This is a genomic window from Flagellimonas sp. B-3, from assembly GCF_056857835.1.
Genome location: NZ_JBSXNW010000024.1, coordinates 871,798 through 884,373, shown reverse-complemented (window position 1 = coordinate 884,373; position 12,576 = coordinate 871,798). Strand labels below are relative to the sequence as shown.

10 protein-coding genes are annotated in these 12,576 nt (G+C 42.5%); 5 read left to right on the top strand and 5 right to left on the bottom strand.

Annotated elements, in window-relative coordinates; genetic code table 11:
* Positions 1-47 precede the first annotated feature (47 nt).
* The gene (locus AC13CS_RS16520) at positions 48-1,667 is read left to right on the top strand and encodes an Ig-like domain-containing protein (protein WP_482888902.1); all 1,620 of its coding nucleotides are present in this window, start codon (positions 48-50) and stop codon (positions 1,665-1,667) included.
* On the opposite strand, the gene AC13CS_RS16515 is transcribed toward AC13CS_RS16520, so the two are convergent.
* From AC13CS_RS16515 to katG, 3 genes are all read right to left on the bottom strand, one after another.
* The gene (locus tag AC13CS_RS16515; protein ID WP_482888901.1) at positions 1,651-2,427 is read right to left on the bottom strand and encodes an amidohydrolase; all 777 of its coding nucleotides are present in this window, start codon (positions 2,425-2,427) and stop codon (positions 1,651-1,653) included. The two genes, AC13CS_RS16520 and AC13CS_RS16515, sit on opposite strands and share 17 nt — an antisense overlap.
* A complete protein-coding gene (locus AC13CS_RS16510; protein WP_482888900.1) occupies positions 2,428-2,904 on the bottom strand; it encodes an ankyrin repeat domain-containing protein in 477 nt (158 codons plus the stop codon). It abuts the gene before it with no gap.
* Between the two features lie 100 nt (positions 2,905-3,004).
* A complete protein-coding gene (katG, locus tag AC13CS_RS16505) occupies positions 3,005-5,233 on the bottom strand; it encodes a catalase/peroxidase HPI (protein ID WP_482888899.1) in 2,229 nt (742 codons plus the stop codon).
* 278 nt (positions 5,234-5,511) lie between these two features.
* Between katG and AC13CS_RS16500 the strand changes: the two genes are divergently transcribed.
* Together AC13CS_RS16500 and AC13CS_RS16495 are read left to right on the top strand one after the other, a co-directional pair.
* A complete protein-coding gene (locus AC13CS_RS16500; RefSeq protein ID WP_293165843.1) occupies positions 5,512-6,126 on the top strand; it encodes a DinB family protein in 615 nt (204 codons plus the stop codon).
* 97 nt (positions 6,127-6,223) lie between these two features.
* On the top strand, positions 6,224-6,754 hold the full coding sequence (locus tag AC13CS_RS16495; protein ID WP_293165845.1) for a lipid-binding SYLF domain-containing protein: 531 nt from the start codon (positions 6,224-6,226) through the stop codon (positions 6,752-6,754).
* Between the two features lie 4 nt (positions 6,755-6,758).
* Here the strand turns inward: AC13CS_RS16495 and AC13CS_RS16490 are convergent, their stop codons facing one another.
* On the bottom strand, positions 6,759-8,123 hold the full coding sequence (locus AC13CS_RS16490; RefSeq protein ID WP_482888898.1) for a DUF5689 domain-containing protein: 1,365 nt from the start codon (positions 8,121-8,123) through the stop codon (positions 6,759-6,761).
* An 11-nt stretch (positions 8,124-8,134) separates the two neighbouring features.
* Positions 8,135-10,870 (bottom strand): TonB-dependent receptor, encoded by a 2,736-nt coding sequence (locus AC13CS_RS16485; protein ID WP_482888897.1) that lies wholly within the window; start codon positions 10,868-10,870, stop codon positions 8,135-8,137.
* Between the two features lie 101 nt (positions 10,871-10,971).
* Here AC13CS_RS16485 and AC13CS_RS16480 point away from each other — a divergent pair, with 101 nt between their 5' ends.
* Both AC13CS_RS16480 and AC13CS_RS16475 read left to right on the top strand, forming a co-directional pair.
* Positions 10,972-12,009 carry an endonuclease/exonuclease/phosphatase family protein gene (locus AC13CS_RS16480; RefSeq protein WP_482888896.1) on the top strand — a complete coding sequence of 346 codons (1,038 nt, stop codon included), beginning with the start codon at positions 10,972-10,974 and terminating at the stop codon, positions 12,007-12,009.
* Between the two features lie 118 nt (positions 12,010-12,127).
* Positions 12,128-12,529, top strand: a complete 402-nt coding sequence (locus tag AC13CS_RS16475; protein WP_293165853.1) for a JAB domain-containing protein — start codon at positions 12,128-12,130, stop codon at positions 12,527-12,529.
* Positions 12,530-12,576: the final 47 nt, after the last annotated feature.

Genomic DNA, 12,576 nt, shown 5'->3' with positions numbered 1-12,576 from the left:
CCCGTTTTTCAAATTAGTTGTTTCTTTGTTCTTCATTGGTTTTAGGCATGGTGTACTTAAAAAAACTGTTGGGACTTCTTTTTTTCGCCTTTATGGCCCTTGCTATGTGGCAATGTGCCAAACGAGGTTCCCCTAGCGGTGGCCCAAAGGATATTACACCTCCAAAACTGGTACGCAGCGAACCTGAAAACTTTACCACTAATTTTAAGGCAACAAAAATACGGCTCTATTTTGATGAGCTGATCAAGTTGGAGGACGTGCAGGACCAGTTGGTGGTTTCCCCACCCTTTAAGAACCCTGCCACCATAACCCCAATGGGCGCTCCGAGCAAGTATATTGAGGTTGTTATAAAAGACACGCTTAGGGAGAACACTACCTACACCATAAATTTTGGGCAAAGCATTGTGGACAACAATGAGGGGAACCCCAATAGCTTTTTGAGCTACGTATTCTCTACGGGAGATTATTTGGACTCCCTGTCGTTATCCGGTGCCGTAAAAGATGCCGTTAACAGAAAAGCGGACGAGTTTATTAGCGTAATGCTTTACGAAATGGACAGCACCTATACAGATTCTACCATTTACAAAGAGCCCCCGTTGTATATTACAAATACTGGAGATAGCGTTCCCTTTTTTGAATTGAGGAACCTAAAAGGTGGAAAATATGCCTTATTTGGCCTAAAGGATGTGAACAAGAACAACATGTTCGATCAAGGGCAAGATAAAATCGGTTTTATAGCCGACACGATTACAATTCCAACGGATTCCATTTACTTATTGAATCTATTTCGAGAGCAGGCAAATTATAAACCTTCGGTGCCCAGTTTGGTGGCCAACAATAAAATTATATTTGGGTATCAAGGGGATTACAGGGATATGGTCATTGAATCCCAGACATTGTTGCCCGACTCGGTTAAAACCAAAATATTGAAAGAAAGGGACAAGGACACCCTAAATTATTGGATGACCCCAACCGATTTGGATTCCATTATATTCACGGTCAGGAATGATAAAGTTCAGATTATCGACACTTTTACAGTAAAAATGCGGGATCTGCCCATGGATTCTTTAAAATTGTCTACTTCTGTTAGCGGAAAATTTAATTTTGAGGATACCTTCAGTATTTTGGCCAATACGCCTATTGCAACATTGGACACCAACCATATTTCGCTAAAAGTAAGCGATTCCATTCCCGCATCGTACTCCTATGTGTTGGACAGTTTGAACAACAAAATTGATTTCGATTTTGAGGTGGAGCCGAACCAGAAATATACTTTTTCGTTTTTGCCTGGGGCTATTACCGATTTCTTTGGAATTAAGAACGATACGTTGGCCTACAATTTATCTACAGGCAGTTTTGCAGATTATGGCAATCTAAGAATGATTTTAGGTGGCGATGTTACCTATCCTGTGATTGTACAGTTGACCAACGAAAAAGGAGAAGTGCAGCGAGAGATTATTGCTGCCGATGCACAATTCTTCGAATTCAACTACTTGAATCCGGGCAACTATGTAGCCCGCGTTATATTGGATAAAAATGGAAATGGCAAGTTGGATACCGGCAGCTTTCTCGAAAAAAGACAGCCCGAAGAAATAAGCTACTATCCTGGTGTTATTGAGATCAGGGCCAACTGGGAAAAGGAAGAAACCTTTATCCTATCAAATTAAAACTATCCCTATCTTCTAAAAACCTTAATTTTTTTCTTGTATTTTCTATGTGTTCTTTATCTAATGTGGCATATAGTATCTCTTCTGCTTCAGAATAGGCCAAAAGCTGCCCAAGTACATCATATACGGCGGAATGTCCATTGTATTCAAAATCCACTCCATCCATTCCTATTCGGTTAACTCCAATGCAATAGGCCATGTTTTCAATAGCTCTTGCTTTTAGTAATGTGTCCCAAGCATTAATTCTTTTCTTGGGCCAATTGGCCACATAAATCAACACATCGTAATCTTCGGCATTTCTGGACCAAACTGGAAAGCGCAGATCGTAACAGATCATGGGACAGATTCTAAATCCCTTGTATTCGAAAATCAGTTTTTCTTTTCCGGCCTCATATACTTTATCTTCACCAGCTAGTGTAAAGGTGTGTTTTTTATCGTAGGCTTCAACTGTTCCGTCCGGTGACACAAAAAACAGCCTATTATAAAACTTTCCATTTTCCTGAAAAATAATGCTGCCAACAAGGGCCTTTTTCTGTTGTTGGGCAGTTTTCTTCATCCAATCTAGTGTTCCCTTGCTTTCGGACAGTAAAATTTTCTCAGGCTTCATGGTAAAACCTGTGGTGAACATTTCGGGAAGTACAATCAAATCCACATCGTCCGAAATACTCTCAATTTTTTCTTCAAACATTTTACGGTTGCTTACTGGGTCTTCCCAGTACAAATCAGTTTGAATCAAAGCAATATTCAAGTGGGTGGACATCTAATATTTTTTTAAAATTTCTTCCAACTCGGTGTTCCCTTGTTCCAAAACAAGATCCATCGCTGTTTTCCCTCTGGCATCTTTTACGGAAGCATCCGCCCCATGCTCTAAAAGAAGTTCAGCTATATCTTTACGGTTGAATGTTACCGCATAAATAAGGCAAGTTGCCCCCATAGCGTTTTTTTGGTTGATGTTAGCTCCAGCTTTTATTAATTTTTCGGCAATGCTTGTAAATCCTTTGAAACATACACCCATTAGCGCGGTATTACCGGAACTATCCAAGGCATCTACTGTGGCACCTTTGTCGAGCAGGAATTGTACAATGTCATCATGCCCATAATAAGCCGCCAACAATAATGGGGTGGAGCCTCTTTGATCTTTGATTTCCAAAAATTTTGGGTTGTTGTTCAACAGGTCCTGTACAGCTTGTGAGTTCCCGTTTCTTATCTGGTTAAAGAGTTCTTCTTTATTGTTCATAGGTATGTGAAAGTTATAAAAAAACTGCCACAACCTTTTTAGCTATGGCAGTCTTTGTTGGTACTGATTTTCTTTTTCTATTATTTGTTTCGGATGGGGTTTACTGATTCAAATCGAAACGGTCTAGGTTCATCACTTTGGTCCAAGCAGCTACAAAATCCTTTACGAATTTCTCTTTGCCGTCTTTAGAAGCATACACTTCGGCCAAGGCACGCAAAATGGAATTGGAACCAAATACCAAGTCCACACGGGTACCGGTCCACTTTAGATCACCAGTCTCACGGTCACGGCCTTCGTACAACGATTTTTCATCGTTGGCAGCTTTCCATTCTGTGGCCATATCGAGCAAGTTTACGAAGAAGTCGTTACTCAAAACCCCTACTTTATCGGTAAGTACACCGTGCTTTGAGCCATCAAAGTTGGCCCCCAGTACACGCAAACCACCTACAAGAGCGGTCATCTCGGGCGCGGTAAGGGTCAACAATTGGGCCTTATCCACCAACAAATGCTCGGCTGGCACTTTTACGCCTTGTTTTACATAGTTACGGAAACCGTCATATTTAGGTTCCAAGTAATTAGTGGCCTCAACATCGGTTTGATCTTGGCGGGCATCGTTACGCCCTGGCGCAAAAGACACTTCGGTTGGAACACCGGCATCGCTAGCAGCTTTTTCAACTGCGGCAGTACCGGCCAAGACAATCATATCGGCCAAAGAAATTTTCTTTCCTCCACTGGCTTTGCTATTGAATTCGTCTGCAATGGCTTCAAGTGATTTTATAACTTTTCCAGTGTCTTTGTTCACCTCCCAACCGTTCATGGGTTTCAAGTTGATACGTGCACCATTGGCACCACCACGCTTGTCACCACCACGGAAGGTGGATGCAGACGACCAAGCGGTGTAAACCAAATCGGAAATTGAAAGACCGGAATCCAATACTTTTGCTTTCAAGGCTTTTATATCGGAGGCATCAACCAAGGTGTAATCTACCGCTGGAATGGGGTCTTGCCAATTCAATTCTTCTTTTGGCACTTCGGGCCCAAGGTAACGGGAACGTGGTCCCATATCTCGGTGCGTCAACTTAAACCAAGCCCGGGCATAAGCTTCGGCAAAAGCTTGTGGGTCATCCAAGAACTTACGTGAAATCTTTTCATAGGCCGGGTCAAAACGCAACGACAAGTCGGTGGTCAACATGGTAGGCTTTCTGTTGGGACCGCCAAAAGCATCAGGGATGATGGCTTCGGCATCTTTGGCCACCCATTGGTGTGCTCCTGCGGGACTTTTGGTCAATTCCCATTCATATTTAAACAAGAATTGGAAAAAATCGTTGCTCCAACGTACTGGTGTGGAGGTCCAAGTCACCTCAAGTCCAGAAGTAAAGGCATCACCTGCCTTTCCTGAACCATTTTTATTGACCCATCCCAAACCTTGCAATGCCAAATCTTCTGATTCGGGGTCAACTCCCACCAATTCTGCATCGCCATTACCGTGGGTTTTACCGATAGTATGTCCCCCAGCAATAAGGGCTACGGTTTCTTCGTCGTCCATTGCCATTCGCTTAAAGGTCTCTCGAATGTCGTGAGCAGCAGCTACGGGATCAGGATTTCCGTCAGGTCCTTCAGGGTTTACGTAAATCAATCCCATCTGAACTGCGGCCAAGGGGTTTTCCAAATCGCGCTCTTCTTTGTTGTGCGAATAGCGACTGTTGGGCGTATCGCTTAAGGCCAACCATTCACTTTCGCTTCCCCAATATACATCTTGGTCTGGCTCCCAAACGTCCTCACGGCCACCGGCAAAACCAAAAGTGCGGAATCCGGTTGATTCCAAGGCAACGTTTCCGGCCAATATCATAAGGTCTGCCCAAGATATTTTCTGACCGTATTTTTGTTTGATGGGCCATAACAAGCGACGGGCTTTGTCCAAGCTCACGTTGTCCGGCCAAGAGTTAAGGGGCGCAAAGCGTTGTTGACCACGGCCTCCACCGCCACGACCATCTCCTGAACGATACGTACCGGCACTGTGCCATGCCATACGGATGAACAAACCGGCGTAACTGCCAAAATCGGCAGGCCACCAATCTTGCGAATCGGTCATAACCTTTAAAAGGTCTTTTTTAAGCGCTGCGTAGTCCAGTTTTTTGAACTCTTCGGCATAGTTGAATTTCTCTCCCAGCGGATTAGATTTTTCTGAATGCTGGCTTAAAAGTTCCAATTTAAGACGGTTGGGCCACCAATCTTCATTTTGTGTGCCGCTCCCGGCCACTTGTTTTATTTCTCCATTCAAAAAAGGACAAGCGCCCTCATCTGCACCATTTGCCAATTCTTTACTCATGATAGTATATTGTTTTAAATTAAGTTTTTAGTGATATATAAAAATACAAAAACAGCAGTCAAAAGAATAGATGATTAATATTAAAATACTATTATAATATAATCTTAATCTATTTAGCTATTCTGTGATTTGCTTTCAATTGCTCTGCCTTATTTTTCAAAATATATAAAGCATTCAAATAATACTTTTGAAATTATTTTTCGTTCTATTTAATTCCCATTAACTTTAATACATTATGAACCAATAATTTACAACAAAATCAATAAATACCACAACTCATGAAAAAATTAATCATCCCTTTAGTTGCCCTAGTGCTTTTCAGTTTTTCCACGGATTATAGCACAAAGCTTAGTACAGAAGACCGAAAAATGATGATCAAACATTTAACGGAAACAAGAGAACATATGAACGAGGTATTGGATGGTCTTACGTATGTACAATTCAACTATAAACCTGACCCGACATCGTGGTCCATTGCCGAATGTGTGGAACACCTTGCCTTGACCGAAAAGATGTTTGTCCAAACAGTACATAAAAGTGTTGAAGAGGGCCCAAAACCTACACTTAAGGACTCTTTAGTTTTTAAAGACGAACAAATTATGCCCATGGTGGCGGACAGGAGCCAAAAGGTGAAGACCTCCAAACCGTTCGAGCCAAGTGGAAAATTTGGTTCCACCGAAGAGACTTTGGAAGTTTTACTTTCCACCCGAAGCGAACTTATGGAATACGTTAAAACAACGGACGATGATTTGAGAAACCGTTACAATAGCGATCTACCTTTTGGAACTATAGATGGGGTTCAACTTATTGTTTTTATTGCTGGCCATATGGAAAGGCACGTACTACAAATGGAAGAGGTAATGAAAGACGAAGGTTTTCCAAAAATACAGTAACAAATTATATACTTTCCTTAACATTAATTGGCAAACCCTTTCCAAAAAGGAAGGGGTTCTTCATTTAATTTTGAATGAACTTAAAAACAAGAACATTATGAAACTGATAAAAACCTTTGCTTTGGCAACCTTTCTTTTAATAATATCGGTTGCCTCAGCTCAAAATAAAAAGGACAAGAAAATAATGAAGGACGCCCAAAAGGCCAAAACCACCCTTTTGGAAACAAGTCCAAGTTTGGAGCATTTTTTTGACAATTCTGCCGGATATGTCATTTTTCCCAATGTTGGGAAAGGTGGTTTTATTATAGGGGGTGCATCGGGCAATGGGGTAGTTTATGAAAATGGAGATGCCGTAGGTATGGCCGACCTTAAAAAACTGAACATTGGTCTACAAGCTGGCGGACAGGCCATTATTGAGGTTATTTTCTTTGAAACAGATGTAGACCTGCAACGATTTAAAACCGAAAAGTTCCAGTTTGCTGCTGAAACTTCTGCTGTTGCCCTAAAGTCCGGTATTGCCTTTAATGCAAAATATAAAGATGGTGTGGCCGTTTTTGCCCTCCCTAAAGCTGGGCTTATGGCCGATGCATCGGTAGGTGGACAAAAATTTAGCTACAAGGCTTTTTAAAAGTTTAATCCCTAATCCCTGGGGTAAAATCCTCGGGGGCATTATGGGGTTGTTTAATGGTTCCGGCATCTCCGGAATCGTTGAAAATAATCCATTCCGAAAAAGTATAAACAGAATTCCCTACTGTAATATCGCTGTTCCGTACTGCTCTTCCATCCTCAAACTCGTGGTCGGTGCCCGAACCGTCCTCACCAATTATTCCGTAAACATCGACAACAGTGCCAAATGGGTCCACTAATTCCAAATTGTCATCCCCGTTGGAATCTGCAGGGCTGTTGGTCGACACTCCTAAATCGGGGGCAAATCCGTATACCAGCTCAAACTCCTCTGCTTTTGGTGAAATGACCAAAGTGCTCTCAGCACCAATAACCAAACCAGATAAATCGATGGTGGAACTTACTTCGGTATTATCGTTGGTATATCTCCTAAGTGTCCACAGGTTCAAATCCAACGGTTCGTTATCTGAGTTATACAGTTCCACAAAGCGGGCGCTGGAATTGTTGTCCGGGTCGGCCAATTCTGAAATAAAAATGCGGTTGGATGTAAACTCCGTTATAATTTCTGGACAGCGCTGTTCCGTAAAGTTCACATCTTCCAAAGTCCGAATTACTAATTGCGGGGTGTCTCCATCCCTGGCCAGTACAGCAGTTATAGTTCCGTTTTGCTCTGGCAATGTTTCATTTTGAAAATCGGCATAGCCACTGTTTAAAAGAACGATTTCATTTTCTTCGCAATCCATGAGTACTCGTTCGGTCTCTTCTTGGGCAATGGCATAGGTTTCACCAAATTCATCTTCCGTAAACTCCATACTTTCCAATTGGACCAATACGTTCGTTGGTATACTGTCAATTTCAGGAATGGTTGTAACCAAAGGTGCTACAAGTCCTCCACCATCACAGGATAAAAAAAGATGCTCCAACACTTTTCCTCTGGGCAATCTACCTATGGAAAGGTTGCCAAACGATGAGAAAACACTTCCTATTCGAAGTGTACTTCCTTTTTTGCCCAAATAGAGATCTTTTAGCTTTACCATGACCTTGCTCCCCGCTGGAAACAATAAGTGGGATTCCCGCAAATCCATTTCGAGTTGTAGCCCTTTTGATGGATTGCTCAATGCATCTTGCAGGTAAAGCACACCAAAAAAATTCCCCGCTCGGTCGGACGAGATTACGTAGCCTTCCAAGATCAGATCTTCTTGAATCTGTATCACATCATCTTGTACCAATGCATCCAACTCGGCGAAAGTGATGTTCGCAGAAATATCGGCTGTACAATTCCCCTCGATTTCATCAAACTCTCTGCCATCAACACAACATAAAAGAGTCATCAAAGTGATGGTTCCAAAGATTTTATAAAATAAATTTTTCATAAGTAGTGCGATTAAAAGCTTATGGCCAGATTCAAAAAATAGGTTCTTCCGTAGCTGTACCAATATTTTGGGGCAAAGGAGGGAAATCCGCTCAGGTTGTCTTGTTTCAATTGACCAAAATTTCCGTTTCTGCTCTGCTCGTAGCCACCTGTTCGGAAAACCGTATCAAAAACATTGTTGACACTTGCAAAGAAGCTGATATACTTTCCATTGATCAACCAAGATTTGCCCCCGACCAAATTGAGCAAATAGATGTCGTCCAGCTTGTTTTGCTTTAGCAATTTGGCCACGTTTGCATCTGAGGCATCGGGAAAACGCTCGCCCGTTTCGGGGTCCAATAGAAAACTGGAAGTTCTGGTTATTGTCGATAGATTAATGTAATTGTTCGTGAGAAAATTGGTTGTTCCGCTGATCCACCAATATTTTGGAGCTCGGTAGGACACTCCCAATGCGAGTGCGGTTTGTGGCCCTTGAGCCAGTTTTAAATCTTTGAGCGTGGCAATGCCCAAATCTATGTTTCCTTCGGCAGCAATGAGGTTTTCTTCGGCACCTGCCGTATCAAAATTGATTTGAACGGATGGGTCGCTGGCATACACATAATGGCCTACATTTCCGGCTGCGGTCAATTTTACACTGGACGATGCTTCGTACTCGAACCCAAACTCGATGCCTTTGTGAAGCCTGTCCAATCCCGTGATTACTTCCTGTACAAAATCGGAGCCCAGTCCCGAGTCCACAAAAAAGAAATTGATATCGGTGGTATGTTGAAACCTCGTATAAAAAGCACTTATACGACCTGTTAGGCTGGGCAATCGCACAAAATAACTCAAATCCACACTGCTCACGACTTCTTTTTGGAGCTCGGGAACCGTTTCGTTGTTTTCCCTTGGGTTGATGAAAATGTTTTGAAGAATGGGCGGACGTTCCACCATTGCAGCATTCGCCGTGAACCAATGTCGCCCTGTTAAAAAGTAACTGAGCCCTCCTTTGTACGAAAGGTTGGCAAACGATATTTTCTCGCCCGTTCCGAAGGAGTTTTCCAAAAAGTGCTCGTTTTTGAAGAAACCATTGCGCTGCACATTAAAACTGGAATAGGAAGCCGATGCAAAACCGTTCCATTTTTTTGAGGTCAATTTTACCTGGGCAAAACCTTCCATTTGGGAAGCATCCAAATTGTAATGGTAGTTGAACTTTTCCCCTTCAGTTTTTTGCAGATTACCATCAACATCGTTCAAGGTGTTCGAAAAGGCATCCATATCCTCATGGTAAGTAGCGCCCAACAAATCTTGGATCTGTGCATAGTTTTCGGATGCCATGGTCTTGTAATTCCCGCCAAATCCCAGCTTGATGAAATCATTCAACGTATAGTTAAAACTGGTAGTGCCCGAAATGGTCGTATTCCGGGCCACATCATCATAGAGCAAGTAAGCCGCTTTTTCACCATTGTTGGCGTTGGCGGCATAAAGTTGTTCCCAATCCAGTTGTGGTGCTTCCAAAAAGGCCTCTTTTGCTAAATTTGCATTGATGAAGTCCGCTCCAATGGAACTATTGATATGGTAACTGGGCAAATAACGGTAATAAGTAGGGTCCGGATTCGGCGCATTGTAATAACCAAGCCTACTCCTTGAATTGATTCCTGTTTGATAGGCAACCCCAATGTTCCAATTTAATTTTTTCTTCTCTAAAGTATAGTTGAGTAGAAATAGCGGTTCAAAAATCTCACGTTCCCTTGAGTTACGGATTTTACCATCCTGTTCACCCCAATAGGGATTGTACTTCCCTCCCATCAAATCAAAAACTTCTTCCGTGAGAGCTGAAGAGCGTCCTCGCCTGTTCCTTGCCAGAATAGAAGTGAAAGTGATACTGTTTTGTGGGTTGAATTGATATTCCAGCGCACCAAAAAATGAATAAGCATCATATAAAGTGCCCTCCACAAAGCCTTCTTTGGCCCATCTGCGCGAAGCGGATACCGAATAGGCCAATCCACTTTGTTTTTTTCCTGAATTGTAGGTAGTCATCAACCTGCCGCGATAGGTGCGATTGGACAGTGATGACGAAAGGCGTAATCCCGGCCTCATTCCAGAAGGTCGGGTATTGATGTTGGTATTGCCCAAAATTCCGCCGAATGTATATGGGTTTATAGAAAGGCTGTTGGTAAATTCCTGATTCCGAACTACATCGTTGAGTCCGCCCCAATTGTTCCATTGTGGTCTTCCATCAAAAAATTTGTTCATGGGAACACCGTTGATCAGAACCGTACCGTTTCGCGAATCATAACCACGCACCTTAAAAAAAGCCTGCCCAAAATCAAAAGCGGCCCGATTCAGAAAAATATCTCGTGTAGATTGCAGCAATCCCATAGAACTGGATACCGATTCAAAATCGTCGGAAAGGTCTCCATCGGTAAGTGAAATCAGGTTATCTGTTTGTTCGTGGGCAATATCCCTTTCCAGATAAATTGTGCCCAAATCGATTGGGTTTCCATCCAGATACAACGAAAATCGCTTTGTGATATAATCTACGGCAGAAATATGGAGCATTTGCTCGCCTATTTCCGTTAGATGAATTATAAACTCACCGTTATTGTTTGTTGTAAATTCTTGGGAAGTGCTTTCAAGGATAATTATGGCATTCGAAATGGGGATATCCGAACCCTTTTCCATTAATTGTCCTGTAACCGGAGTACTTTGTTGTCCATACTGCAGTTTGCAACAACAAAGCGCGGCCAATACTATGGCTAGCCTCATAGCTTATTGTAGGTTAATTAGTAAAAAAGGGGCTGTAATTGCTGTACAAACTGCTAAAAAGCGGACAATTGTACTTATTTTAGCTGCAAAATCAAAATAAAATGCGATTATTAATATGCCTACTTGTATTAATATCGACCTCACTTTATGGACAAAAGTCCAAAACATACACCTTAAGAACCATTGCTTTTTACAACTGCGAGAACCTGTTCGATACGGTAAATGATTCCCTCACTTTTGATGATGACCGTACTCCCGAGGGGCGTTACCGTTGGACCGAAGAGCGGTATCTTCAAAAGGTTGAAAACCTATCCAAAGTTATTTCCCAAATTGGTGCTGAAACTTCCAAAACCTCGCCGGACATTGTGGGACTGTGCGAGGTTGAAAATTTGGATGTGCTGGAAGATTTAGTACGGCACCCAAATTTACAGGAGAAAGATTATGGCATCATCCATTTTGATTCGCCCGATGAACGGGGCATTGATGTTGCCTTACTTTATAAAAAGGCCTCTTTTATCCCATCTTCCTTTAAAAGTCATAGGCTTTTATTGTTTGATGACATGGGGGAACGGGAGTACACCCGTGACCAATTGGTGGTCGGGGGCACCATGGACCGAGAAAACATCTATTTTATTGTGAACCATTGGCCATCCCGAAGGGGCGGAGCTGCAAAGAGTTCGCCGTTACGTGTTAGAGCTGCTCTGCTGAACAAACGGATTATTGATTCTATCCAAGAATTGGATTTGGATGCGAAGATCATTGCCATGGGCGATCTGAACGACGACCCTATTGATGATAGTTTGAAAAAAATTCTGAAAACGAAGGGTAAAAAACGTCAACTGGACAGTGTAAGCCTTTACAATCCCATGGAGGCCATGTTTAAAAAAGGGGTGGGTTCGTTGGCATATCGGGATAAGTGGAACTTGTTCGACCAAATGTTCTTCACAGCCAACTTGGTGACTGAAGACCGAACAGCGCTTTCATTTTGGAAAGCGGGCATTTTTGCCCCGTCTTTTATACGAACGGAGAAAGGACGGTTTAAAGGCTATCCGCTACGCACCTATTCGGGCGGTACATACACGGCGGGGTATAGCGACCATTTTCCTGCGTATTTGTTTTTGTTGAAGGAGGTTGAGTGAGGGATTGCCAATTAACTGTCACATCGAGCGCCCGCCTGCCGGACGGACAGGCAGTCGAGATGTTTTGCCTACCTTTCGACTGCGCTAAAGATGACAAAACATTTTCTATCTTTATCTCATGACTGTAAGACTTCCCAAGGACGAGGACAAACATATATCTGGCACTGATGATATTGCCCGCATTATGCAAAAGGTGCTTTGGCGCCAAAATAAAATCCACAGACAAAAAGAATATTTTTGGACCATAGGGCTCAATGCTGCAAATGATATTGAATATATTGAGCTTGTGACCATTGGCTCCAGCAACCGAAATATTGTTACGCCAGTGCAAGTTTTAAGTTTGGCCGCAGCCAAGCAATGTCATAAAATTGTCCTCTGCCACAACCACCCCTCAGGAAAATTGGAGCCCAGTGAGGCAGATATAGCATTTACAGAACGTATGGAAAAAGCTGCCGCTATTTTAGAAATAGAACTGCTGGACCACATTATAATCACGGAGGTAAACTACGTGGCTATTTAAGGCATTTAAAATTATTGAGGGATAAACAATAAGATTCCTGCTTTCGC

Excerpts from the sequence above, each read along its gene's own strand:
- AC13CS_RS16520 (WP_482888902.1), top strand. The coding sequence starts at position 48 with ATGGTGTACTTAAAAAAACTGTTGGGACTTCTTTTTTTCGCCTTTATG.
- AC13CS_RS16515 (WP_482888901.1), bottom strand. The coding sequence starts at position 2,427 with ATGTCCACCCACTTGAATATTGCTTTGATTCAAACTGATTTGTACTGG.
- AC13CS_RS16510 (WP_482888900.1), bottom strand. The coding sequence starts at position 2,904 with ATGAACAATAAAGAAGAACTCTTTAACCAGATAAGAAACGGGAACTCA.
- katG (WP_482888899.1), bottom strand. The coding sequence starts at position 5,233 with ATGAGTAAAGAATTGGCAAATGGTGCAGATGAGGGCGCTTGTCCTTTT.
- AC13CS_RS16500 (WP_293165843.1), top strand. The coding sequence starts at position 5,512 with ATGAAAAAATTAATCATCCCTTTAGTTGCCCTAGTGCTTTTCAGTTTT.
- AC13CS_RS16495 (WP_293165845.1), top strand. The coding sequence starts at position 6,224 with ATGAAACTGATAAAAACCTTTGCTTTGGCAACCTTTCTTTTAATAATA.
- AC13CS_RS16490 (WP_482888898.1), bottom strand. The coding sequence starts at position 8,123 with ATGAAAAATTTATTTTATAAAATCTTTGGAACCATCACTTTGATGACT.
- AC13CS_RS16485 (WP_482888897.1), bottom strand. The coding sequence starts at position 10,870 with ATGAGGCTAGCCATAGTATTGGCCGCGCTTTGTTGTTGCAAACTGCAG.
- AC13CS_RS16480 (WP_482888896.1), top strand. The coding sequence starts at position 10,972 with ATGCGATTATTAATATGCCTACTTGTATTAATATCGACCTCACTTTAT.
- AC13CS_RS16475 (WP_293165853.1), top strand. The coding sequence starts at position 12,128 with ATGACTGTAAGACTTCCCAAGGACGAGGACAAACATATATCTGGCACT.